This is a genomic window from Pseudomonas sp. GW823-FHT02F05 (assembly GCF_058797315.1).
In genome coordinates this window covers 51230-72910 of the sequence record NZ_JBXAJM010000014.1, presented here as the reverse complement: position 1 = coordinate 72910, position 21681 = coordinate 51230, and the positions used below count along the sequence as shown (strand labels likewise).

Annotated in this window: 26 protein-coding genes and 1 pseudogene; 15 read left to right on the top strand and 12 right to left on the bottom strand. The window is 59.6% G+C overall.

Annotated features, from left to right (window positions below):
• Nucleotides 1–145: 145 nt before the first annotated feature.
• Genes AC1RAC_RS17740 through AC1RAC_RS17730 form a run of 3 tightly spaced genes read right to left on the bottom strand, consistent with a single transcriptional unit; the run spans nucleotide 146 to nucleotide 806 of the window.
• Nucleotides 146–304 carry a hypothetical protein gene (locus tag AC1RAC_RS17740; protein ID WP_172415488.1) on the bottom strand — a complete coding sequence of 53 codons (159 nt, stop codon included), beginning with the start codon at nucleotides 302–304 and terminating at the stop codon, nucleotides 146–148.
• The gene (locus AC1RAC_RS17735; protein WP_089041989.1) at nucleotides 305–652 is read right to left on the bottom strand and encodes a hypothetical protein; all 348 of its coding nucleotides are present in this window, start codon (nucleotides 650–652) and stop codon (nucleotides 305–307) included.
• Nucleotides 633–806 (bottom strand): hypothetical protein, encoded by a 174-nt coding sequence (locus tag AC1RAC_RS17730; RefSeq protein ID WP_014719228.1) that lies wholly within the window; start codon nucleotides 804–806, stop codon nucleotides 633–635. The genes AC1RAC_RS17735 and AC1RAC_RS17730 overlap by 20 nt, the downstream gene beginning before the upstream one ends.
• A gap of 135 nt (nucleotides 807–941) precedes the next feature.
• Between AC1RAC_RS17730 and AC1RAC_RS17725 the strand changes: the two genes are divergently transcribed.
• The gene (locus tag AC1RAC_RS17725; RefSeq protein WP_034126172.1) at nucleotides 942–1616 is read left to right on the top strand and encodes a response regulator transcription factor; all 675 of its coding nucleotides are present in this window, start codon (nucleotides 942–944) and stop codon (nucleotides 1614–1616) included.
• Nucleotides 1609–2937 carry a sensor histidine kinase gene (locus AC1RAC_RS17720; protein WP_057977047.1) on the top strand — a complete coding sequence of 443 codons (1329 nt, stop codon included), beginning with the start codon at nucleotides 1609–1611 and terminating at the stop codon, nucleotides 2935–2937. The genes AC1RAC_RS17725 and AC1RAC_RS17720 overlap by 8 nt, the downstream gene beginning before the upstream one ends.
• A 10-nt stretch (nucleotides 2938–2947) precedes the next feature.
• Here AC1RAC_RS17720 and AC1RAC_RS17715 read toward each other — a convergent pair whose 3' ends face one another.
• Nucleotides 2948–3388, bottom strand: a complete 441-nt coding sequence (locus tag AC1RAC_RS17715) for a hotdog fold domain-containing protein (RefSeq protein WP_003192702.1) — start codon at nucleotides 3386–3388, stop codon at nucleotides 2948–2950.
• Nucleotides 3389–3522: 134 nt separating this feature from the next.
• On the opposite strand from AC1RAC_RS17715, the gene AC1RAC_RS17710 reads away from it, so the two are divergent.
• The 5 genes from AC1RAC_RS17710 to AC1RAC_RS17690 all read left to right on the top strand — a co-directional run bounded on the left by AC1RAC_RS17710 (nucleotide 3523) and on the right by AC1RAC_RS17690 (nucleotide 7665).
• Nucleotides 3523–4140, top strand: a complete 618-nt coding sequence (locus AC1RAC_RS17710) for a TetR/AcrR family transcriptional regulator (protein ID WP_034126174.1) — start codon at nucleotides 3523–3525, stop codon at nucleotides 4138–4140.
• Nucleotides 4141–4296: 156 nt separating this feature from the next.
• Nucleotides 4297–5508 (top strand): YeeE/YedE family protein, encoded by a 1212-nt coding sequence (locus AC1RAC_RS17705; protein ID WP_034126175.1) that lies wholly within the window; start codon nucleotides 4297–4299, stop codon nucleotides 5506–5508.
• Nucleotides 5498–6031 (top strand): GNAT family N-acetyltransferase, encoded by a 534-nt coding sequence (locus tag AC1RAC_RS17700; protein WP_089041991.1) that lies wholly within the window; start codon nucleotides 5498–5500, stop codon nucleotides 6029–6031. The genes AC1RAC_RS17705 and AC1RAC_RS17700 overlap by 11 nt, the downstream gene beginning before the upstream one ends.
• Before the next feature lie 91 nt (nucleotides 6032–6122).
• A complete protein-coding gene (locus AC1RAC_RS17695) occupies nucleotides 6123–6665 on the top strand; it encodes a cysteine hydrolase family protein (RefSeq protein ID WP_034126177.1) in 543 nt (180 codons plus the stop codon).
• Between the two features lie 4 nt (nucleotides 6666–6669).
• The gene (locus AC1RAC_RS17690) at nucleotides 6670–7665 is read left to right on the top strand and encodes a GlxA family transcriptional regulator (RefSeq protein ID WP_096143255.1); all 996 of its coding nucleotides are present in this window, start codon (nucleotides 6670–6672) and stop codon (nucleotides 7663–7665) included.
• On the opposite strand, the gene AC1RAC_RS17685 is transcribed toward AC1RAC_RS17690, so the two are convergent.
• The 3 genes from AC1RAC_RS17685 to AC1RAC_RS17675 form a co-directional block, all read right to left on the bottom strand.
• Nucleotides 7637–7807: a DUF2986 domain-containing protein gene (locus AC1RAC_RS17685; RefSeq protein WP_069558568.1), complete on the bottom strand. Its 171-nt coding sequence runs from the start codon at nucleotides 7805–7807 to the stop codon at nucleotides 7637–7639. The genes AC1RAC_RS17690 and AC1RAC_RS17685 overlap by 29 nt on opposite strands.
• A gap of 197 nt (nucleotides 7808–8004) precedes the next feature.
• The gene (locus tag AC1RAC_RS17680) at nucleotides 8005–9030 is read right to left on the bottom strand and encodes an alpha/beta hydrolase family protein (RefSeq protein WP_127881975.1); all 1026 of its coding nucleotides are present in this window, start codon (nucleotides 9028–9030) and stop codon (nucleotides 8005–8007) included.
• A gap of 94 nt (nucleotides 9031–9124) precedes the next feature.
• Nucleotides 9125–9955: an alpha/beta fold hydrolase gene (locus AC1RAC_RS17675; RefSeq protein ID WP_032896079.1), complete on the bottom strand. Its 831-nt coding sequence runs from the start codon at nucleotides 9953–9955 to the stop codon at nucleotides 9125–9127.
• 177 nt (nucleotides 9956–10132) lie between these two features.
• On the opposite strand from AC1RAC_RS17675, the gene AC1RAC_RS17670 reads away from it, so the two are divergent.
• Entirely contained in the window at nucleotides 10133–10591 is a 459-nt protein-coding gene (locus tag AC1RAC_RS17670) for a MerR family transcriptional regulator (protein ID WP_034126375.1), read from the top strand.
• A gap of 14 nt (nucleotides 10592–10605) precedes the next feature.
• On the opposite strand, the gene AC1RAC_RS17665 is transcribed toward AC1RAC_RS17670, so the two are convergent.
• The 3 genes from AC1RAC_RS17665 to AC1RAC_RS17655 form a co-directional block, all read right to left on the bottom strand.
• Nucleotides 10606–11532: an acetoacetate decarboxylase family protein gene (locus tag AC1RAC_RS17665; protein WP_034126376.1), complete on the bottom strand. Its 927-nt coding sequence runs from the start codon at nucleotides 11530–11532 to the stop codon at nucleotides 10606–10608.
• Between the two features lie 106 nt (nucleotides 11533–11638).
• A complete protein-coding gene (locus AC1RAC_RS17660; RefSeq protein WP_034126180.1) occupies nucleotides 11639–12379 on the bottom strand; it encodes a type 1 glutamine amidotransferase domain-containing protein in 741 nt (246 codons plus the stop codon).
• Nucleotides 12380–12568: 189 nt separating this feature from the next.
• Nucleotides 12569–12904 (bottom strand): DUF6124 family protein, encoded by a 336-nt coding sequence (locus tag AC1RAC_RS17655; protein WP_032902107.1) that lies wholly within the window; start codon nucleotides 12902–12904, stop codon nucleotides 12569–12571.
• 627 nt (nucleotides 12905–13531) lie between these two features.
• Here AC1RAC_RS17655 and AC1RAC_RS17650 point away from each other — a divergent pair.
• From AC1RAC_RS17650 to AC1RAC_RS17635, 4 genes and pseudogenes are all read left to right on the top strand, one after another.
• Nucleotides 13532–13834, top strand: a complete 303-nt coding sequence (locus AC1RAC_RS17650) for a type II toxin-antitoxin system RelE/ParE family toxin (protein WP_054896297.1) — start codon at nucleotides 13532–13534, stop codon at nucleotides 13832–13834.
• A gap of 1 nt (nucleotide 13835) precedes the next feature.
• Nucleotides 13836–14210, top strand: a complete 375-nt coding sequence (locus tag AC1RAC_RS17645; protein WP_054896296.1) for an addiction module antidote protein — start codon at nucleotides 13836–13838, stop codon at nucleotides 14208–14210.
• 319 nt (nucleotides 14211–14529) lie between these two features.
• A complete protein-coding gene (locus AC1RAC_RS17640; protein ID WP_054921583.1) occupies nucleotides 14530–15165 on the top strand; it encodes a lytic polysaccharide monooxygenase auxiliary activity family 9 protein in 636 nt (211 codons plus the stop codon).
• A gap of 40 nt (nucleotides 15166–15205) precedes the next feature.
• Nucleotides 15206–16207 (top strand): annotated as a pseudogene (locus tag AC1RAC_RS17635) (chitinase); the annotation flags it as partial.
• 197 nt (nucleotides 16208–16404) lie between these two features.
• On the opposite strand, the gene gudD reads toward AC1RAC_RS17635, so the two are convergent.
• A complete protein-coding gene (gudD, locus tag AC1RAC_RS17630; protein WP_072447976.1) occupies nucleotides 16405–17730 on the bottom strand; it encodes a glucarate dehydratase in 1326 nt (441 codons plus the stop codon).
• 19 nt (nucleotides 17731–17749) lie between these two features.
• Nucleotides 17750–19099 carry an MFS transporter gene (locus AC1RAC_RS17625; RefSeq protein WP_492616853.1) on the bottom strand — a complete coding sequence of 450 codons (1350 nt, stop codon included), beginning with the start codon at nucleotides 19097–19099 and terminating at the stop codon, nucleotides 17750–17752.
• Between the two features lie 336 nt (nucleotides 19100–19435).
• On the opposite strand from AC1RAC_RS17625, the gene AC1RAC_RS17620 reads away from it, so the two are divergent.
• From AC1RAC_RS17620 to AC1RAC_RS17610, 3 genes are all read left to right on the top strand, one after another.
• Nucleotides 19436–20149, top strand: a complete 714-nt coding sequence (locus AC1RAC_RS17620; protein WP_034126185.1) for a FadR/GntR family transcriptional regulator — start codon at nucleotides 19436–19438, stop codon at nucleotides 20147–20149.
• 10 nt (nucleotides 20150–20159) lie between these two features.
• Nucleotides 20160–20855 (top strand): tRNA (adenine(22)-N(1))-methyltransferase TrmK, encoded by a 696-nt coding sequence (locus AC1RAC_RS17615; RefSeq protein WP_259284554.1) that lies wholly within the window; start codon nucleotides 20160–20162, stop codon nucleotides 20853–20855.
• A gap of 67 nt (nucleotides 20856–20922) precedes the next feature.
• Nucleotides 20923–21549, top strand: coding sequence for a glutathione S-transferase family protein (locus AC1RAC_RS17610; RefSeq protein ID WP_034126187.1), 627 nt, complete (start codon nucleotides 20923–20925; stop codon nucleotides 21547–21549).
• Nucleotides 21550–21681: the final 132 nt, after the last annotated feature.

The following is a 21681-nucleotide window of genomic DNA, read 5'->3' as shown; positions in this document are numbered from 1 at the left end:
TTCTCAAGTTTCCATGATAATCAGCAGCAACCTGCCCAGCAGGGTTGTCCTGGTGGGCATTGCTGTCGAGTGTACTCGCCAGCGGGGCTGATGAATGGTGTGGTGGAGTATTGGCAGTATGTGTTTCAACTGGCAATGACAGTGATCAACGCGGCGGCATGTTCAGGCGTGAAACGTTGAGAGGGTGTTCTGGTGCGCTGCGCAGCTCGCCGTTGGCGACCTGGCCTGGCAGCAAGTCTGCCTCCAGCGCAGCGGCTTTAGAGCGGCCCGGCGCCTGCACTGGGTAAGCATAAGGGCTGTGCATCTAAAACGTGCGCGGTGATTGAACCGCTGGCGGGATGGAGTCGAACCGTTGCGCAAGGCTCCAGCCTGATAGCCGCTGCAGCTCATCGACATCCATCGACTCATCTTCCTGCGCGGTGTAGCACTCGTCACCACTGCGCCTGTCATCGGGATAGACCATAAAACCACCACGGCCGTCAGGGCAGTCGGGCAGATACACCGAGGTCAGGTTGCGTTGCTCATCGAGGTGCGCATTCAAGCGCGCGATATAGATACCCATCGAAACCGCCACACCAATAACCAGCACCACGCAGGCGACCAACTGGCTGGCATAGTTGGCGCCCAGCTCATCACGACGCACGGGCGACATGACACGACCCTGTCTGCTCAACATTCTGGCCAATCAGAAACCAGCCACTGCCTCCCATGCGTACCAACTGAGTTTGCTGTGGAAGGATGCCCACCATCAGCGCGAGGAAAATCACGGCTAACAGCACCCCTTTGATCATCGAATACAGGTTCATGACGGTGACGAGCTCTGGATAAGAAGAGCCTTAGCCTAAGCAGCACGGGGTTAACACCAGGTAAACATCGCAGGAAACAGCCCGACTTCCGCTATCCTTCACACCGCTGAGCACCATCTGCCCGAGGGTTTTTCCGTGCATATTCATCTGCTGCTGGTCGAGGACAACCTGGACCTGGCCACCACTGTCATCGAGTACCTGGAGATCAGCGGAATCGTCTGCGATCACGCCAGCAATGGCCAGGCCGGGCTCAACCTGGCGCTCAACCAGCATTACGACGTCATTCTGCTGGACATCATGCTGCCGCGACTGAACGGCCAGCAGTTGTGCGCAGGGTTACGCCAGCAAGGCATCCAGACCCCCATCCTGATGCTGACCTCGCTGGATGCGTTGCCCGACAAGCTCGCCAGTTTTGCTGCGGGAGCCGACGACTATCTGGTCAAGCCGTTCGAGCTTGCCGAGCTGGTGGCGCGGATTCGCGCCTTGAGCCTGCGGCGCAGCGGCCAGACCAGCCGCCTGCAAGTAGACGACTTGGTCATGGAGCTGACCACCCGCAAAGTCAGCCGGGCAGGGCAGGAGCTGCATCTGTCACCCATTTGCTGGGCCTTGCTGGAGCACTTGATGCGGGCCAGTCCCGAGCCTGTTCCCAGGGAGCGGTTGGAAAGCAAAATCTGGGGCGATGAGCCGCCCGACAGTAATACGCTCAAAGTGCATATGCATCGGCTGCGCAAGACGGTAGACAAACCTTTTGGCCGGCCATTGATCCATACCCTGGCGGGTGTCGGCATCCAGGTAAAGGCCCATGCGTAGCGGCCTGAGCCTGAAGTGGGTAATCAGCGGCAGTTTCCTGTGTCTGATTGCGGTGGTGCTGGTGATCTATAGCAGGCTGCTGCCTGAATTCACCGTGCGCGGCCTGTTCTACACCGCCAGCGCGATGATGGAGGAGGAAGCCCTGTATTTTCTCCGGCACTACAAACAGGACCCGACCACGCCGACGCCGCACAATTACTACTACACCAGCGTCATCGGCAAGGAGGCGTTGCCGCAGGACGTGCGCGAGTTGCTGAATGCACCGCCGAGCCTGTCCTTTGGTGCGGTGAATATCTTCGGCGATCTCTATTCCGATGACGACGAGGCGCCGTTCCATATCGTTCTCGAACAACCTCTGGGCGACGGCAAAACCCTCTACATGTATGACATCGACCACGATAAGGAAGTAGGGGGAGAGGTGGAGACGCCATTGTCCGACGCCTACTTTGACCAGGTACTGGAAAGCGTCCAGCTCATCAGCCTGGCCGTATTCGTGCCGGCGCTGATTATCATCGCGCTGTTGGTGTGGTGGTTGGTGCGTCCGCTGGGACGTCTGATCCAATGGTCCAGCACCCTGAACAATCCTGACGCCCTGGCCAGCGAGCGGCCGGGTTTCAACTTCAAGGAGTTCAATATGTTGGCCGATGCCCTGGCCAAAAGTGTTGAACAAGTGCAGGCCGCCAGCCAGCGAGAAGGCCGTCTGTTGCGCTACACCAGCCATGAACTGCGCACGCCGCTGGCGGTGCTCAAGGCCAATATCGAATTGTTGGCCCTGCAATCGGGTGGTGTGCTACCACCCTCGTTGCAGCGCGTAGAACGCTCGGTGCTCAATATGCAGCTCATCGCCGAGACATTGCTGTGGATGAGCCGCGAACGTCCAGAGTCGTTGCCCGAGGAAGACGTTAATCTGAGCGAAGTAGTTGGCGAACTGATTGAAAGGCACCGCTACCTGATCGGTCACCGGGATATTGAGCTAAGCATCGACATCCACAACGAACCTTGCCGGCTGCCCCCTACGGCGTGCCGTATCGTGATCGGCAACTTCCTGCGCAATGCGCTGCAATACGCGGAAGAGGGCACGGTGGATATCAGTTTCAAATACCCCCGGCTGGTGATTGCCAATTACATCAGTGAGGTCAAGCCGCGGCAGGAGTCCGATGATTTTGGATATGGGCTTGGGTTGCAGTTGATGCGGCAGTTGTGCGCAAAGCTGGGCTGGCAGATTGAGGTGATCCGCGAGCAGCAACGGTTTACGGTCATTCTTGATTTTACGAATGTACGGGACACGCCGCCGGCAGACGGCGCACCTGTAGTCTGTTGAACGATTGTGTCTAAGCGAGCTTCACATTCATGGTGATGTGGGCGGTGAAGACCTTGACGCCGCCCGCATCGAAGATCTCCACCGGCACGATCTTGTCTCCGGCGGTTTGCCAATCGATAGCGCTGCCATCGGCAACAGCGCGGATATCGGTTTTCGCCTTGGCCAGATATTCCACAGTCATGCCTTTGGGAATCCAGCGTGCGCCTGCGGGGATCGACGCGTCGGTCATCATGCCGCCGGCCAGTTCGGCGGCGTTGCACAGTGCGATGGCATGCACCGAGGCCAGGTGATTGGTGATTTCCTTGCGAAACGGCACGGTGACCACCGCATGGTTGGGTTTGAGCTCCGCGATCTCGGGAGTGATGGTGCTGAAGTAGGGTGCCATTTGGCACGCCAGGTTGCTGAATGCGGCGGGGCCTACGCTATTGAACATGCTCAGGGCTTGGCTCATCGGAATATCCTCAAGGGTCATTTACAGAATAATATTCTGTAACGGAACAATATTCTGTTGATTCCACGACTGTCAACCTGAGCTTTCTCTGCCGGTCGTTCAGCCTATAAACTGTTTTGATTTGGCGTTCCTCCATGCACTCCATCGATCTCATCGAGCGCACCTTCCCCGGCAGGCGCAGCGACCTCAAGCGCATCATCCTGCGCGAAGCACTGGCGTGTTTTAACGAGGTGGGCATCGAGGCGACCTCTATCGAAACCATTCGCGCGCGCTGCGACACCAGCGTGGGCGCTATCTATCACCACTTCGGCAATAAAGAAGGGTTGGTCGCTGCGCTGTTCTTTGCGGCGCTGGAGGACCAGGCCAGTCTGCGTGACCACTATCTGCAAGCAGCGGACACCGCCCACGCAGGCGTCGTCGGGCTGGTGTACAGCTACGTTGAATGGGTGACCGCACAGCCGGACTGGGCGCGGTTCGTGTTCCAAAGCCGTTTTGCCGTCTCCAGCGGCCCGTTCAAGGACGAGCTGCTTGCACGCAATAAACAGCGCAACCAACAGTTGAAGGAGTGGATGAGCGGGGAAGGGCGCAAGGAGCATTTCAGTCATTTGCCTGCCGAGCTGATCCCTTCGCTGATCATTGGCGCGGCGGAAAGTTACTCGCGTGCGTGGTTGTCGGCGAAGGTCAAAAAGAGTCCATTTGAATACCGCGAACTGCTGGCTGAAGCAGCGTGGCAGTCGATCAGCCTGGGTTAGTCAGTCCACATACACAGCCGATCCCCTGTGGGAGCTGTCGAGCTTTAGCGAGGCTGCGAAAGCGGTGGTTCAAACGATGATCCTTTCGGTAATGCCCCACCTGATCAAATTCCTTCTGAGGCTATACTTGCCTCCTTCCAACCAATCGAGAACCCCATGAGCACGTCTCTTTCCCTGACGCCCGTGCGCAAGCCCGTCGCGCCACTGATTGCCTTTATCATCCTGGTGGCGGGCGCGCTGTTCCTGCAGAACATGGTTGGCGCACGCCAGGTGTTGCTGCTGGTGGTCGGCGCCGCGCTGGGCCTGACGCTGTATCACGCAGCCTTCGGTTTCACCTCGGCCTGGCGCGTGTTTATCAATGATCGGCGTGGCGCTGGCTTGCGTGCGCAGATGGTGATGCTGGCGGTAGCGGTGGTGCTGTTTTTCCCGGCGCTGGGCGCGGGCACCTTGTTCGGCCAACCGGTGGCCGGGTTGGTGGCGCCGGCGGGTGTGTCGGTGGTGTTCGGGGCGTTTATCTTCGGGATCGGCATGCAACTGGGCGGCGGCTGTGCGTCGGGCACCTTGTTCACCGTCGGCGGCGGTAATGCGCGGATGTTGGTGACACTGCTGTTCTTTATCTGCGGCTCGTTGATCGCCACCCATCACGTCGACTGGTGGTTTGCACTGCCATCGTTCCCGGCGGTTTCCATTGTCAAAAGTTTCGGTGTGCTGCCGGCGCTGGTCCTGAGCCTGGCGGTGTTCGCGCTGATTGCTATGGTGACCGTGCGCCTGGAAAAACGTCGCTATGGTCAACTTGAACAAGGCGTGCAAAGCGAGCACCAAGGGCTACGCCGCTTTCTGCGTGGGCCATGGCCGTTAGTGTGGGGCGCGATTGGCCTGGCGCTGCTCAACTACGCCACCCTGGCCTTGGCTGGGCGGCCGTGGGGCATTACCTCGGCGTTCGCGCTGTGGGGCGCCAAGGTGGCGAGCGGGCTGGGCGTGGACGTTGCCAGCTGGGCATTCTGGGAGATGCCGGGCAATGCCAAGGCCCTGGCTGCACCGGTGTGGGAAGATATCACCAGCGTCATGGACATCGGCATTGTCCTCGGCGCGCTGCTGGCCTCTGGCCTGGCCGGGCGTTTTGCGCCCAGCCTGAATATTCCAGCGCGCTCGTTGATCGCGGCTGTGATCGGCGGCCTGATGCTTGGCTACGGTTCGCGCCTAGCCTATGGCTGCAACATCGGCGCGTACTTCAGTGGCATCGCCTCGGGCAGCCTGCATGGCTGGGTGTGGCTGGTGGCGGCCTTTATCGGCAACGGCGTGGGCGTACGTTTGCGGCCCTTCTTCTTTGCGGGCGAACGGCCCCAGGTGGCCTTGAGTGGCTGCTGAGCAGTCCACCCACATTCGCCTGGCGCGCGCGCAAGATGCCGGTTTGTTGCCCGCCATCGAGCAGAGCGCAGCCCAGGCATTTCGCGCAATCGAAGGGCTGGCTTGGCTGGCGGATGCCGCGCCGATCGGCGTCGAGTGCCATCGGCAGTGGATCGCGTTATCGACCTGTTGGGTGGTGGTTGATGACCACGATCGCCCTCAAGGCTTCCTCAGCGCAGAACGCTTTGGCGACGACCTGCATATCCATGAAGTGTCGGTGGCTCAGCCGCTCCAAGGCCAGGGCTGGGGGTGCAGATTGGTGGAAACGGCGATAGATCATGCCCGCGCTCAACACCTGCGTGCTGTGACGCTGACCACCTTCGAGCATGTACCCTGGAATGCTCCGTTCTACCGGCGCCTGGGCTTTGCGCCTCACGTTGATTCGCGTCTGGAAACGATCCTGGCGGATGAGTACGCCCATGGCTTCGAACCCGGCAGCCGTTGTGCCATGGCGTGCCCGGTGACATGTCCGAATCCGTCCTGAAGTAGTCTGCCTTGCGTCTGTCGCGCACTGTGGGTGGTCCTTACCATGGCGTGCATCGTTTACCCACTGATGCAAGCCACAAGGACTGTCCATGACCCATAAAGCCCTGATCGTGATCGACGCCCAACATTCCTTCCGCCATTCAACCTACTGGTCCGAAAACGACCTGCCCGACTATCTGGAAAAACAGCAGGCCCTCATCGATGGTTGTGTTCAGCGCGGCATCCCGGTGGTACAAGTCTTCCATGTTGAAGACCAAGGGCATTTCTCCATGCAATCGGGCAACGTCAGGGCATTGAGCGAGCTGTCGATCAAGCCGCAACTGGTGATCCATAAGCGCTACCACAGTGCTTTGGCCGGTACGCCACTGGCCGCTCGGTTGGTGGAAATGGGCGTCACCACGCTGATCATCAGCGGCATCCGCACTGAGCAATGCTGCGAGACCACAACGCGGCAGGCTGCGGACAGCGGCTTCAAGGTGGATTTTGTCAGCGAGGCGACGTTGACCTTCCCGATGACCCACGTGCGTAGCGGCCGGGTCTATACGCCGGCTGAGATTCGCGAACGCACGGAGTTGGTCCTCGATGACCGCTTCGCCCGCATCGTAACGGTCGCCCAGGCACTGGCGGAGTGAAGCGGTGAGCGTACCGGTGCTGTTCGTGCTATTGCCAAACGTGCTGATGCTCGACCTGGCCGGGCCTGCCGAAGTACTGCGCCTGGCCGCGCAGGTCGACGACCCGGCGGCGGTGGATTTCGACTTGCAATACGTCAGCCCGGTGGCAACGCTGCACACCTCCATCGGCTTGCCGCTGATGGGGCTGGCGCCGCTGCCGCCGACCCTGGTCCCCGGTACGCTGGTGGTGTTGGTGGGCTCCACGATGAACGTGTCGAAAACCCACCAAAAGGCCTTCGAATCGGCCAGCCATCAGCTCACCCAGTGGCTGCAAAACGTCTTCGCGCCCTCGGCCGAGCGTCTGGTGTGCGTGTGCGCCGGCGCATTGAGTGCCGCCAGGGCCGGGCTGCTCGATGGGCGCCAATGCACCACGCACCATTCGCTGTGCGCCACCTTGCAAGCCCTCGCACCCAAGGCCCGGGTCCTGGAAAACCGGCTGTACGTCACCGACGGCCCGGTCAGTTGCAGCGCCGGTATCACGGCGGGTATCGACCTGATGCTGCACCTGGTTGCCGAACTGGCCGGGCCACGCTTGGCCTGCGCCGTGGCGCGGGACATGGTGGTGTACCTGCGCCGCAGCGGCAGCGACCCGCAGCTATCGCCTTGGGTGACCGGGCGCAATCACCTGCACCCGGCGGTCCATCGCGTGCAAGACGCCATCGCCGCCGCCCCCTGCGAGGCCTGGACGCTCACCCGCATGGCAAGCCTGGCCTGCACCAGCAGCCGGCACCTGGCGCGCCTGTTCCAAGAGCATGTCGGCATCCGCCCGTTGGATTACCTGCATCGCCTGCGCCTGGCCGTGGCCCGTGAACTGCTGGCCGAGTCGGCCCTGGACATAGAAGCCATCGCCGAGCGCGCAGGCTTTGGCTCGGCGCGGCATCTGCGGCGTATCTGGGGCAAATATGAAGCGGCCACCCCTTCAGCCATGCGCCTTACTCAGCAGGCGTCTCGACAGCCGTGACCGGCTCTTGGCCGGCCTCGGTCGCCAGCTTCAAACGGTCCGCCTTGCTGATGTATTTGTCTTTGCTTTTAGGTGCCAGCTTGGCGCTGGCCTTTTTCGCTTTGGCTTTGAAGAGCTGCTGAAGTTTTTTCTGGCGGTTCATGTTTCGTTGCCTGAAGGGGAAAGGCGCGGATGATACCAGTTTCAACAAATGTGACCGGGCCCTGGGTTAATGCCAGTCAGTTAAGGCAGAGCCGGTAACTGTGGCGAGGAAGCTTGCTCCCGCTGGGCTGCGTAGCGGCCCCAAAAAAGCTGGGAGCGCTGCGCACTCCAGCGGGAACAAGCTCCCTCGCCACGGGCTCAGCGCGCCAGGAACTGGGTGATCAGCGTGGTTATCTGCTGCTGGATCACGGGCCGTGGCCGCGCGCCTTCGCCGTCCTGGCAAATGATGCTGTCACCGGGCACATCAGCGTCAAGCACCGCTGCCGCCCCCGGTTTGCACTGGGACATAAAACTGAAGTGGTTGGCGTCCTGGATCTCCACGTACTGTGTCGACGTTTTTGGCAGCCGCTTGGCCATGTCGGCGGATTCCATCTGCGCCGGCAAATCCGCTGACGGCACACCGGCGGCGATCACCAGAGCCGGCACCGGCAATGCCGCCAGGCTCGCATTGGTAAAGCCGCGCGACAGGCCCAGGTCCAGAGACACCACAGCGGTCACGCGCTTGTCACGCAAGTCCGCGGCCACTTGAGCCTTCCCGCTCGGCGTACCTTCAGGGTTCATCTCACGGTAGGCCTTGCACGCCACCAATGTCGGATGGGTCTCGCAGTCCCGGGCAAACAACGCCGGGTCAAAACGCGCCCCCGCGCTCTCCATGACCGTCCAGCCACCCAGGGAATGGCCTATCACCGCGATCCGCCCGCTATCCACCGCACCGAATGGCTCGGGCTGCGCCAACAGCGCATCGATGGCCCGGCTTAAATCCCTGGGCCGTTGCCACAACTGCGCAGCGGCTTGCGCGCTGCGATCCTGGCTGGTGGTGCCAGGGTGATTCACTGCCGCCACGATATACCCCTGCCGGGCCAGCGCACTGGCCAACCACGCCTGCTTGCCCCAATTGCCACCGTAGCCGTGGGAGAGCACCACCACCGGATGTTTACCGGGCGTCGGTGCGGCATCAGGCACCGCAAGCACACCGATGAACACCAGGTTGTCAGCGATCAGCTTGGGTTGGGCGGTGCTGGTGGAGGGGTACCACACGGCCATTTCCAGTGGGCGAATGTTGTGAGTGTCAGGGATGGTGGTGGTTTGGAAACCGATGGGGTCGTTGGCGAGTGCAGGCCCAGTCAGGCTGATCAGGAGCAGGGCGGCGAGGGGGGCTTTCATTGTTTTTATCGTCCTTGAAATGAAGGACGCAGCATGACCTGAAACGAGCGGTTCAGGTAGAGGGGAGGCGGTCACCCGCCCCCCCAATAATCAATCAGCTCCTTATAAACGCCAGCAAATCCGCATTAATCGTATCGGCATGGGTAGTAGGCATGCCATGCGGGAAGCCCGGGTAGATTTTCAGCGTGCTGTTTTTCAACAATTTGGCGGACAGCACCCCGGCATTTTCATGGGGGACGATCTGATCATCGTCGCCATGCATGACCAATACGGGAATCTGGATGCTCTTCAGGTCTTCGGTGAAATCGGTCTGGGAAAACGCCACGATCCCGTCATAGTGCGCCTTGGCACAGCCCATCATGCCTTGCCGCCACCAGTTCAGGATGATGCCCTCGGACGGCTTGGCGCCTGGGCGGTTATAGCCGTAGAAAGGTCCGGCGGGAACGTCCTGATAGAACTGTGCGCGGTTGGCTTTCAGCTGCGCCTGCAAGTCGTCGAACACTGACTTGGGCAGGCCACCAGGATTGCTCGGGGTCTGGACCATCAAAGGAGGGACGGCACTAATGATGGCGGCCTTCGAGACGCGCTCTTCACCGTGGCGGGCGATGTAATGAACCACTTCACCGCCGCCGGTGGAGTGACCGACATGCACCGCAGTTTGTATACCCAGGTGCTCGACCACCGCCGCAACGTCGTCGGCATAGTGGTCCATATCGTGCCCGTCCCAGACCTGGCTGGAACGCCCGTGGCCACGCCGGTCGTGGGCAACGACCCGGTAACCTTCGCCCAGGAAAAACAGCATTTGCGCGTCCCAATCATCTGCGCTCAGTGGCCAGCCATGATGGAAGAAAATGACCTGGGCATCGCGTGGGCCCCAGTCCTTGTAGAAAATTTCAACACCGTCTCGCGTGGTGACGTAGCCCATGTTCGCCTCTCCCAAATGAAATGATGGCCTGATCGAATCGCGATCATGGCGCTGGATTGACCCACTGCGGCCCATGCGTGTCTGGCAAGCGCGCCGCCTACCAATTGCCGCCTTGGCCGCCCAATGACTTTAGGTTTAAAGTCAACTTTAAGGTCAATGGTTTTTTGTGGGTGGTACATGAGAATAGGCGAGTTGGCAAAAATCAGCGGGTTGGCGGCCTCACGCATCCGCTTCTACGAGGCGAGCGGTCTGATCCAATCGGTTGAGCGTAAATCCAACGGCTATCGGGACTATACGCCCGGCACCGAGGCGGTGTTGGAGATCATCAAGGGTGCCCAGGCAGCCGGTTTCTCTCTGGAAGAAATCCGGCAGTTAATGCCCCGCAGTGCCGGTGGTTGGCAGCATGACGAGCTGCTCAGCGGGCTCAAGCACAAGGTCGAGGAAATCGAGGTTCTGCAACAACGGCTGGCCCAGAACAAGGCGCAGTTGCTGAACGTCATCAAGGGCATCGAAGGCAAGCCCGAGGGCATGGCCTGTGCCGAGAATGCGCAGATGCTGATAAACCGTCTGCGCGAGGAAGGGGGCGCTCCAGCCTCATCCACAAAAAAAAGCGCCCGCCGGGCCCCGAGGGCCTGACCGGCGCACGAGGTTCAGCGTTCGCCAATCAGGTTGACGAGCGGCTCTGGCGCATAGAGTGCGCTCTGGAACTCGGGTACGTATTCGTACTTCACCATTTTCCCCAGCTTGAGGTCGCGCAGGTAATCGGACAGGCTGCCATCGCCTAGCGTGAGGGTGGCTGAGTCTGCGTCACGGCTGGAGCCATGGCTGAGCTGGCGGGAAACCGCATACCCATAGGCCAGTTGGCCGTGGTGATCGAGATTGGTGAAACTGCTGGTGACCAGGTCCATATCACGGGACAGCTTCTCAAGCTTTTTAGCCTTGAACGACACGTCCAGTTTGCCGGTCTTGCTATCGGTAATGTCATACACCACCGAGTGCCCATCCTCTTTGCGATCAATGCCGGTCAGCCATTTCGGCAGGTTGTAACCGACCACCCCGCGCACCCGCGCCAGCTCGGTATTCACCGGCAGCTTGAGCACATAGCCCCAAAAGTCCTGCGACATCGACTGGCCCACCAGCGTAAAGGGGCCCAGGTTGGCTTTGCCAGGTTTGTTCGTGATGATCGACACGGCGACTTCGTTATAGGCGTCGTTATCGCAATGCTCATAGGTATACGCAGTAAACGCGATCAGCCCGCGACCCGGCCAGACTTGCAAGGGCTGCACGGCGGCCAGTACCTGCGGTGGCATCAACGCCCGAAGCTTATCGATGTCGGCTGTATAGACTGCTGTTACCCGACTGTTCTGGTAGTAAAAATTGGGCGAGTAGGATTCAAAACCGATGTCGACCTTGTGCTTTTGCAACCCTTTGAACCAGCTTAAATCAACCCCGGGTAATTCTGCTGCAACCACCGACAACGGCGGGTTGGAGCGAAAGCGGTCGTACAAGCCACCCTTGACGACGGGCACCTGCTGGCCGGCGATATCGATGTGGGTTGTGTCGTTGGGGCTGGGCATCTCGGGCGTTCCGGCCAACGCAAGGTTGGCAAAAGGGGTGAGCAGCAATCCGGTTAAAATGGCGCTTGGAATGTTCAATCGGTTTTCTCCAGAGAGGGGCTAGGCGCTATCGTTCGTGGGACAGCTCGGTTATTACGGCGAGTGCGACGGCCTTGGGCGATTGCGGGTTCTGGCCCGTGATCAGGCGGCCATCGGTGATGACAAATGAGGTGAACGGCACCCAGCCCTTGCGGTAACGCGCCCCTTGGCTCAGCAGCCGGTCTTCAAGCAAGAACGGCACCTCACGCTTCATGCCCGATAGCAGTTCTTCGCGATTGGAGAAGCCGGTGATGTTTTTGCCCTTGATGATCGCGTTGCCCTGTTCATCCTTCAGATCCAGCAGGCCCGCCACACCGTGGCACACGGCCGAGACGATGCCGCCCTGGTTGTAAATGGTTTGGGCGACACGTTGCAGGTCGAGGTTGCCAGGGAAGTCCCACATGACACCGTGGCCGCCGGTGAAGTAGATCGCGCGAAATTGCGACGGATCGACATTGGCGATGGGCAGCGTGTTTTGCAGCCGGGCGCGAAAGGCCGGGGACTGCAACTGTTCACGCGCCGCCTTATCCATGTACAGCCAACCGAGGCTGCGCTCGTCCAGAGGCACAGCACCTCCTTTGGGGCTGGCAAATACCGTCGTGTAGCCAGCCGCTTCCACGACCTCGGTGAAATGCGTCAGCTCTGTCAGCCACAGGCCCGTGGTATCGGGCCTTGAGGGGTAGCTGGCGTGGTTGGTCATGATCACCAGGATCTGGCGATTGTTTGCAGCGGCCGTGGAAGGGCCGGGTTCAGCCTGTGCAAATGTCATAAGCGCGCCACCTATCGCTACCAACGCAAAAGAAATAAGGGTTTTGAGCATGATCCAGGGGCCAGTAATCCTGTCGGTTGGTGCATGCTCACCTTAAACCTCGCTTTAAGGTCAACCCCTGCTTTGGCAAAAAAAAACCGAGTCGTCTTGGGGCGCGACGGCTCGGCTTTTTTTGGGCGTGTTGAACGTTTAGCCAGCTGCTACAGCCGCCTCGCGCTCCATCAACTTATCGACCAACAACATTCCCAGCTCACTTAACTGATGAATCGCCAACGCGACGTCGCGCTGTTTACCGGTCAGTTCATCCGACAGGTCGAGCAGCAGGGCGGTTACTGAGGAAAAGGTTTCATAGCTATTGGCGACGAGCATTTCATTGCTGGCATCGTCGGCAACGCTGAACAGCGGTGTCGAGGGTGGAGGAGAGGGTTCGGCGTTGGGGTTGAGGGCGTGATCGATCGCACGACGGGCTGCCTGATCAAGCTTCAGGTTTGGATCGTTTGGAGGGTTTGGGGTGACTTTGTACATATGCGTAATTCCTGAATGGGGCCGACACCGTTTCGCTACTAAACGAAAGGGTGGCAGCTGTACGCAGGTTAGTAGACCGGGGAATTACACAAAGCCGGCGCGCCCGAAGGCGCCCTACGCACAGCCACCATCAGGCACAGACAGGAACGTCTGATAGATGAAGCTCATGCACTAAATGTAATTGACCCTCGGGCTACTAAACCCGATCACTGAGTTGTCAGCGACCGAGCCACCTTAGAGACGCCCATCCAAGCGCACAAGCCGGCGGATTCTGACGCAACTGTAGGCAATGGAGCAAGGTGGTGCAGCTTGCTGTAGGACGGGTCTACATCAACGCCGGCCCACTCACTCACTCCCTGTAGGAGCGAGCTTGCTCGCGAAAAACCATAGGCGCCGCGTTCATTCTGGATGAACACATTATCTTTACGTTCTTCGCGAGCAAGCTCGCTCCTACAGAGAGGATGCCTCAGTCGCGACGCAACGTTTCGGTCTTGAGGACACAAGCGCTAATAGTATTGCTCGGCTGCCTGCGCGGCGGCTGGACTAGGATTTTTTCTGGCGGTGCACACCGACATTAAAAATTCACTGGCATCTACAAGGAGTAGCCAGTAGGCTACATTTGAATCTGTGACCAATACGATCGGCAGGACGCCCGAGTTCGATACATGGCTCGACGGTATGAAGGATGTGTGGGGTAAGACGGCTGTACTGATCCGCCTGGATCGAGCCGAAGAAAACAATTTTGGCGATTGCCAGCCTGTAGGCGATGGCATGAGTGAAATGCGTGTGTTTGTCGGGCCCGGCTACAGGATTTACTTTGTGCGCACGGGCATCACCGCTTACCTGATGCTGTGGGGAGGCGATAAAACCGACCAGAAACGAGGAATCAAGCGGGCAAAAGAGATTCTCGATGCCCTGAGAGGTCAATGACATGAGTAAGTCGACATTCAAACCAGAGGACATGCCGATCCTCGAGCTGGATACATCCGGCACCAGCGCCTATGAGGCTTCACGTTTCCTTGATAGCCCGCAAACCATCAGTGCCTATCTTGCGCAAAGCATGGCGTGCCATGACCCGCAAGTCCTTATGAAGGCGCTGGCCGAGGTTGCCAAGGCCCAGGGAGTGAACAAGGTTGCCGAAGCGGCGGGGGTGAATCGGGAGAGTCTGTATAAAACCCTGAAAGGCGGCTCAAAGACGCGTTATGAGACGGTCCAGAAGCTGATGCTGGCATTGGGGGTGGAACTGACGGTGCGACCGATTACCGCGACTACCGCTAAAAAAACGGCTGTCATCGGCAAAACCTGATGGACCAAACAGAGGACGGTTTTGATGAAAATAGATACGTCCCTTTTTTTCGACAGAGCGCCCATCCCTTACGAAGGGGATAAAGCCATTTACGAGAGAAGCGTGTTGATATGCGCCTGGTCTTGTAGGAAATCGACCTCTAGTAGCGTAAGGCTTCCTCTATAACACTGGTTGTATATCCAGTATTTGCGGGTCTGCGCGCTCACGAAACGAAAATGAGTGAAAAATGGGCCTGTGGCAAAAAAAAGCAACTCCGTTAGGTTGAGGTCCTCTCCTTCAAGAAAGGGAGAGTTCTTAATCAAGTGAATGGAGTCACAACATGAACAAACCACAAACCCAGACACCTCTTCGCCATGGTCGCGTCACATCCCCTTCCAGCCGTGGCGCAGTCGCCGTGGATCTTGGCCTGCTGGAAACCTGGCAGGTCAATGAAATGGAAGGCGGCAAGAACTTCCCGGCACTGACGGCCGGTCCGTTCCCGGCGCCTTACCAAACCGACAGTGACAGCGTCACCCCGCCAGCCGACGGCTTCATCCTCAGCGGTGGCAAGACCGATGCCCGTGACTGCATCAACTTCACCCACGAGGAAATGGCCAAGAAACTCGGCCGCGCCTTCACCTGGCCGTTGCTCAATGTCGAGCCGGGTCAGACCTTCAAGGTCACCTGGGCATACACCGCGCCGCACACCACCCGTGGTTATCGCTGGCTGATCACCAAGGATGGCTGGGACCCGAAACAGCGCATCACCCGCGCACAACTGGAAACCCAGCCGTTCGCTGAAGACTTCTATGCCCAGGTGCCGTACTACAGCCATGCAGGCGAACTGAAGGCCAAGGTCAATCATGAAGTGAAACTGCCGGCCAACAAGAAGGGCCAGCATGTGATTGTGTTGATGTGGATCGTCGCCAACACCGGCAACGCCTTCTATCAAGCCTTCGACGTGGACTTCAAATAAGCCCGCGCCGTTAAACCCACACGTTCTGAAGGATTAGAACATGTCAAAGATTGACTTTACCTCACTGCAATTGCCGCTCAACGATGCCGCTTCGCCGATGCCGAGCATTGCCGGCAAAAAGATCCTCATGGGCTTCTGGCACAACTGGCCTGCCGGCCCGAGCGATGGCTACCAGCGTGGCCAGTTCGCCAATATGAGCCTGGTGGATGTGCCAAAGGATTACAACGTGGTGGCCGTGGCCTTCATGAAGGGCAACGGTATCCCAACCTTCACCCCGTACAAGCTGTCCGACGCCGAGTTCCGTCGCCAGGTGGGTGTGCTGAACAGCCAGGGCAGGGCGGTGCTGATTTCCCTTGGCGGCGCCGATGCACACATTGAACTGCATAAAGGCAACGAACAGCTACTGGCCAGCGAAATTATCCGCCTGGTGGAAACCTATGGCTTTGATGGCCTGGATATCGATCTTGAACAGAGCGCGATTGATTTCGCCGACAACAAGACTGTCCTGCCCGCCGCCTTGAAACTGGTCAAGGACCACTACGCAGGTCAAGGCAAACACTTCATCATCAGCATGGCACCGGAGTTTCCGTACCTCACCACCGCCGGCAAATACGTCGGTTACATCCAGGCGCTGGAAGGCTATTACGACTTCATCGCCCCGCAGTATTACAACCAGGGGGGCGACGGCATCTGGGTGCAGGAGGTCAACAATGGCAACGGCGCCTGGATTGCCCAGAACAACGACGCGATGAAGGAGGATTTCCTGTTTTACCTCACCGAAAGTCTGGTGAGCGGAACGCGCGGGTTTACCAAGATCCCGGCAGACAAGTTCGTCATTGGCCTGCCCGCCAACGTCGATGCGGCTGCCACCGGTTATGTAGTCAACCCGACAGCCGTGACCAATACATTCAAGCGTTTGCACGACAAAGGATTGTCGATCAAGGGCCTGATGACCTGGTCGGTGAATTGGGACAACGGGATCAACAAAGACCATGTGCCCTACAACTGGGAGTTCAGCCGCCGTTATGGGCCGATGATCAATGGCACTGATCTCGCTGGCCTGGAGCAGGAAGAGGCGGATCTGGAGATCGCCAATCGGCAGTAGCGCAAAAGGGGCCTCTGGCAGACGTGCCAGAGGTCAAACAGCTAAGCTTCTGATCTGACTAAAATCCGATGCCTGTTTGGGCATCGGATTATTTGCGTCACGCTCAAATTGCGCTGAGCATTCCTAAAGCCGATTTACCGCACCAGACAAGGCCGCTTGTTATCAAAGCCCCAACCCGGGATCAGAAACTGCATCGCCACACTGTCATCCCGGGCTCCAAGGCCCATGCCTTTGTACAGTTCATGAGCCTTGGCCACCGCGTCCATATCGATATCCACACCCAGGCCAGGCTTGGCCGGCACCTTTACGTAACCCCCTTCAATCTTCAATGGTTCGCGCGTCAAGCGCTGGCCGTCCTGCCAGATCCAGTGGGTGTCGATGGCGGTGATCTCGCCCGGTGCGGCCGCCGCCACCTGGGTGAACATTGCCAGGGAAATATCAAAGTGGTTGTTGGAATGCGAGCCCCAGGTCAGGCCCCACTCGTTGCACATTTGCGCGACGCGCACCGAGCCCTGCATGGTCCAGAAGTGCGGGTCGGCGAGGGGAATGTCCACTGATTGCAGCTGGATGGCGTGGCCCATTTCACGCCAGTCCGTGGCGATCATGTTGGTGGCGGTTTTCAGGCCCGTGGCGCGGCGGAATTCGGCCATGACTTCACGGCCTGAATAACCGTTTTCTGCGCCGCAGGGGTCTTCGGCGTAGGCCAGCACATGATGCTGGTCGCGGCACAGGCGGATGGCTTCTTTCAGCGACCATGCGCCGTTGGGGTCAAGGGTGATGCGCGCATCGGGAAAACGCTCAGCCAGCGCGGTGACGGCTTCGATTTCCGCGTCGCCGCTCAATACGCCACCCTTGAGCTTGAAATCGTTGAAGCCATATTTGGCCTTGGCCGCTTCGGCCAGGCGCACTACCGCGTCGGCGGTCAGGGCTGTTTCATGACGCAGGCGGAACCACTCATCGTCGGCATCGGCCTCGTTGCGGTAGGCCAGGTCGGTGGCGTTGCGATCCCCCACATAGAACAGGTAGCCGAGCATCTTCACTGCGTCGCGTTGCTGGCCTTCGCCAAGCAAGGCGGCCACCGGCACTTCGAGAAACTGGCCCAGCAGGTCGAGCAGCGCGGCCTCCATGGCGGTGACGGCGTGGATGGTGATGCGCAGGTCGAAGGTCTGCAGGCCGCGGCCCGCGCTGTCTCGAGACGCAAAGGTACTGCGCATCTGGTTGAGAACGCGCTGGTACTGGCCAATCGGCTGGCCGATCACCAGGCTGCGGGCGTCTTCCAGGGTTTGGCGAATGCGCTCGCCGCCGGGCACTTCGCCCACGCCAGTGTTGCCGCTGCTGTCCTTGAGGATCACGATATTGCGCGTGAAGTAGGGGCCGTGGGCGCCGCTGAGGTTCAGCAACATGCTGTCGTGGCCGGCGACGGGGATGACTTGGAAATGAGTAACGACAGGGGTATTCATGGCGCGTTCCTGGCTGAGTTCAAAGAGGTTTGCTGATGGCGGAGCGGCTGGGCACGGCCGGTACGGCACAGGGTGAGGTCTTGGCAAAGAACACCAGGATGGCCGCGAGCACCGAGGTGCAGGCCAGGCCATACAGCCCGCCCTGTATCGAGCCGGTGGTTTGTTCGAGAAAGCCGAAGGTAGTCGGCGCCACAAAACCGCCCAGGTTGCCAATGGAGTTGATCAGCGCGATCACCGCGGCGGCGATGCGCACATCCAGGTAGCCCTGGGGGATCGGCCAGAACAGCGACGACGCAGACTTGAACCCGATGGCCGCAAAACAGATCGCCACGAAAGCGAAGATCGGCCCGCCGGTGGTGGACATGAACATGCCGGCCGCCGCGATCAGCAGGGCCGCCGCGACCCAGGCCTGCTGGAACTTGAACTTGCCCGACAGCGACGCAAAGGCGTACATGGCAATGATCGAGATCAGCCAGGGGATCGAGTTGAAGAAACCGACCTGCACATCACTCAAGTCACCCATCTTCTTGATGATGCTCGGCAGCCAGAAGGTGGCGGCGTAGATCGTCAGTTGAATGCAGAAGTACAGAGCGCAGAACAGCAGGATCTGGCGGTCTTTGAGTAGCTTGCCGAGGGTGGGTTTCACCGTGGTCAGGGCTTCGCGATCACGCTGTTCCTGATCGATAGCGCCCACCAGCGCATCCTGCTCTTCGCGGCTCAGCCACTTGGCGTCATGGGGTTTGGAGTCGAGCCAGAACCACACGAAGAAGCCCAGCGCCACCGAGGCCAGGCCTTCGATGCCGAACATCCATTGCCAGCCATGCAAACCAAAGCCTTCGATCTGCAACAACGCACCCGACAACGGCCCGGAGATCAACGACGCCACCGCCGAGCCACTGAGAAAGATCGCGATGGCCTTGCCACGCTCCACACCGGGCAACCAGCGGGTGAAGTAATAGATCACGCCGGGGAAGAATCCTGCTTCCGCCACACCCAGCAGGAAACGCAGGATGTAGAAGTGGGTTTCGTTCTGGATAAACGCCATCAGCGTGGCGACGATGCCCCAGGTGAACATGATGCGGGTCAGCCAGATGCGGGCGCCGACTTTTTGCAGCAGCATATTGGAGGGCACTTCGAACAGTGCATAGCCAATGAAGAACAGCCCGGCGCCGAAGCCGTAGGCCGCTGCGCCGATTCCCAGGTCATGCTCCATGTGCGTGCGCACGAAGCCGATATTGACCCGGTCGATGTAGTTGAGGATGAACATGACCACGAACAGTGGGAGCACATGGCCCTTCACTTTGCTCACGGCGCGGGCGAGCGCTGAATCACTTTCGGGTACGGCAGATGCTGGGCTTGAATGCTTCACGAATGAAAACTCCCCCTGATTATTTTTATGCGGGTTTGGTGTTTTGTTGACAGACATCATACAAGTTGTTTTTTAAAGGCCGCAATCCTGTCAGGGCTGTTTTTGTTCTTATAAGCCGGTATTGAGGTTGGTTATTTTGGTTATTTGCCAGATTTTATTGGGTTTTGCCCCGCTAGTGACGGCTCGGGGTGTGCGCTTCTCTCGAAGCGAAGACAGGGTCGGGTGAGGTGGGATGAGTATGTTGTCATACAAGTTGGGTGTTTTTCGCCGCCACCCGTCGCCCCGTGCGTTCAGGGTGATAAGCTCCCCCCAGCCCAACCCCGTGGACCCGTCTCGATGCCGATTAAAAGCACACCGCCTGTGCGCAAACGTTCCGCCAACCTGGCCCAAGGTGTGGTCGAGGCACTGACCCAGCGCATCCAGTTGGGGCAACTCAAGCCGGGTGAAAAACTGCCGTCCGAATCCACCATCGTGCTTGAGCATGGGGTGAGCCGTACCGTGGTGCGTGAAGCCTTGTCCAAGCTGCAGGCGTCGGGGCTGGTGGAGACGCGTCACGGCATCGGCACCTTTGTGCTGGAGCAGCACACGCAGCCGGGCCTGCGCCTGCATGTGGACACGGTCGCCAGCGTGCGCAACATGCTCGAATTGCGCCTGGGCCTGGAAGTGCAAGCGGTGGCCCTGGCCGCGCTGCGCAGAAGTGACGCGCAATTGGCCCACATGCGCCAGGCACTGGACGACTACCAAGCCTCCCTGGCCAACAACGACAGCTGTGTGGAGGAGGACAAGCGCTTTCACCAACTGATCGCCGAAGCCACCGGCAATACGTTTTTCACCGACATCATGCAGCACCTGGGCACGGCGATGATTCCGCGCACCCAGGTGAATGCCGTCGAGCGCGGCGGCGCGGACTTTGCCCAACTGGGGCAGTTGGCGAACCTGGAACACGAGGCCATCTACAACGCTATCAAGCGCCAGGACCCGGACGCCGCACGGGCGGCCATGGTGCTGCACTTGACCAACAGCCGGGATCGATTTTCCGGGCACTCTTAAGGAACCACCGTTGAACGAACACACCTTGTCCCAGCGCCTGGAGCGCGTGGCCGCGCACATACCGGCGGGTGCCCGCCTGGCCGATATCGGCTCGGACCACGCCTACCTGCCGGTGGCGTTGATGCGCCGTGGCGCTATTGCGGCGGCCGTGGCGGGGGAAGTGGCCGCTACGCCGTTTCAGGCGGCCAACCGTACCGTGGCCGACAATGGCCTGACGCAGCACATCACCGTGCGTCTGGCCGATGGTTTGGCGGCGATTGAAGCGGGCGATGACATTACCGCTGTCAGCCTGTGCGGCATGGGTGGCGAGACGATCCGCGACATTCTCGACAGCGGCAAGGCGCGGTTGAACGGGCGGGAACGCCTGATCCTGCAACCCAACGGCGGTGAGCAGCGGCTGCGTCAATGGTTGATGGACAACGGCTATCGGATCCTGCACGAGGAGCTGTTGCTGGAAAACCGCTTCTACTACGAAATCATCGTTGCCGAACGTGCTGGAGCGGTGGCCTACACCGAAGAGCAACTGTACTTCGGCCCGCTGCAAATGCAGGCACGCGGCCCGGCATTTGTGGCGAAGTGGCAACGGATGTTGCGCCAGAAGCGCAAGACATTGGCCAGCCTCGAACAGGCGCAGCAGGCGGTGCCCGAGCAGAAAGTGCAGGAGATCGTGCAGCAGGTGAAGTGGATCGAGCAATTGCTCGCCTGAACCACATTCGCGGCACTTCACCGCTACGCTGTAGTCTTCTCTTAAATCCCCCCAAGGTGTTGCCTCGATGATCACTGTTCACCACCTCAACAACTCCCGCTCGCAACGTATCCTGTGGGCGCTTGAAGAACTGGGCCTGCCCTACGACATCAAGCGCTACCAGCGCGACGCCAAGACCAACCTGGCGCCGCCTGAACTCAAGGCTATCCACCCGCTGGGCAAATCCCCGGTGATCGAAGACGGCTCGCGTGTGCTGATCGAGTCCGCCGCGATCATCGACTACCTCATCCGCCGCCACGGTAACGGCCAACTGCAACCCGACCCGGCCACCGATGCCTACGACAGCTATGTGCAATGGCTGCATTTTGCTGAAGGCTCGGCGATGTTGCCGTTGATGCTCAACCTTTATGTGGGACGACTGGGTGAAGCAGGCGCACCGCTGCATCCGCGGATTGAGTCGGAGCTGGCCAACTACCTGGGGTACCTGAATGACGTGCTGGGCCACACGCCGTACCTGGTGGGCGACGCACTCAGCGGCGCGGATATCCAGATGAGCTTTATCGGCGAAGTCGCCCAGGCCCAGGGCAAATTGCAGGCCTACCCGAACTTGGCCGCGTGGCTGCAAAAGCTCCAGGCGCGCCCGGCATACCGCAAGGCGGTGGAGCGGGGCGGAGAATACGCGTTCGCCAAATAGCGGGCCCACCGACACCGCCTCCTGTAGGAGCGAGCTTGCTCGCGAAAAACGTAAACAATAACGCGTGTTTCCTGGATAAACGCGGCGCCTTTGGGTTTTTCGCGAGCAAGCTCGCTCCTACAGAACCCGTTT

Bases quoted from the DNA above. Each gene is read 5' to 3' on its own strand.
- AC1RAC_RS17670 (WP_034126375.1), top strand. From the start codon at position 10,133: ATGAGAATAGGCGAGTTGGCAAAAATCAGCGGGTTGGCGGCCTCACGC.
- AC1RAC_RS17720 (WP_057977047.1), top strand. From the start codon at position 1,609: ATGCGTAGCGGCCTGAGCCTGAAGTGGGTAATCAGCGGCAGTTTCCTG.
- AC1RAC_RS17735 (WP_089041989.1), bottom strand. From the start codon at position 652: ATGTCGCCCGTGCGTCGTGATGAGCTGGGCGCCAACTATGCCAGCCAG.
- AC1RAC_RS17740 (WP_172415488.1), bottom strand. From the start codon at position 304: ATGCACAGCCCTTATGCTTACCCAGTGCAGGCGCCGGGCCGCTCTAAA.
- AC1RAC_RS17660 (WP_034126180.1), bottom strand. From the start codon at position 12,379: ATGACATTTGCACAGGCTGAACCCGGCCCTTCCACGGCCGCTGCAAAC.
- AC1RAC_RS17680 (WP_127881975.1), bottom strand. From the start codon at position 9,030: ATGAAAGCCCCCCTCGCCGCCCTGCTCCTGATCAGCCTGACTGGGCCT.
- gudD (WP_072447976.1), bottom strand. From the start codon at position 17,730: ATGAATACCCCTGTCGTTACTCATTTCCAAGTCATCCCCGTCGCCGGC.
- AC1RAC_RS17715 (WP_003192702.1), bottom strand. From the start codon at position 3,388: ATGAGCCAAGCCCTGAGCATGTTCAATAGCGTAGGCCCCGCCGCATTC.
- AC1RAC_RS17730 (WP_014719228.1), bottom strand. From the start codon at position 806: ATGAACCTGTATTCGATGATCAAAGGGGTGCTGTTAGCCGTGATTTTC.
- AC1RAC_RS17620 (WP_034126185.1), top strand. From the start codon at position 19,436: ATGCCGATTAAAAGCACACCGCCTGTGCGCAAACGTTCCGCCAACCTG.
- AC1RAC_RS17675 (WP_032896079.1), bottom strand. From the start codon at position 9,955: ATGGGCTACGTCACCACGCGAGACGGTGTTGAAATTTTCTACAAGGAC.
- AC1RAC_RS17705 (WP_034126175.1), top strand. From the start codon at position 4,297: ATGAGCACGTCTCTTTCCCTGACGCCCGTGCGCAAGCCCGTCGCGCCA.
- AC1RAC_RS17665 (WP_034126376.1), bottom strand. From the start codon at position 11,532: ATGCCCAGCCCCAACGACACAACCCACATCGATATCGCCGGCCAGCAG.
- AC1RAC_RS17610 (WP_034126187.1), top strand. From the start codon at position 20,923: ATGATCACTGTTCACCACCTCAACAACTCCCGCTCGCAACGTATCCTG.
- AC1RAC_RS17685 (WP_069558568.1), bottom strand. From the start codon at position 7,807: ATGAACCGCCAGAAAAAACTTCAGCAGCTCTTCAAAGCCAAAGCGAAA.
- AC1RAC_RS17710 (WP_034126174.1), top strand. From the start codon at position 3,523: ATGCACTCCATCGATCTCATCGAGCGCACCTTCCCCGGCAGGCGCAGC.
- AC1RAC_RS17640 (WP_054921583.1), top strand. From the start codon at position 14,530: ATGAACAAACCACAAACCCAGACACCTCTTCGCCATGGTCGCGTCACA.
- AC1RAC_RS17695 (WP_034126177.1), top strand. From the start codon at position 6,123: ATGACCCATAAAGCCCTGATCGTGATCGACGCCCAACATTCCTTCCGC.
- AC1RAC_RS17655 (WP_032902107.1), bottom strand. From the start codon at position 12,904: ATGTACAAAGTCACCCCAAACCCTCCAAACGATCCAAACCTGAAGCTT.
- AC1RAC_RS17645 (WP_054896296.1), top strand. From the start codon at position 13,836: ATGAGTAAGTCGACATTCAAACCAGAGGACATGCCGATCCTCGAGCTG.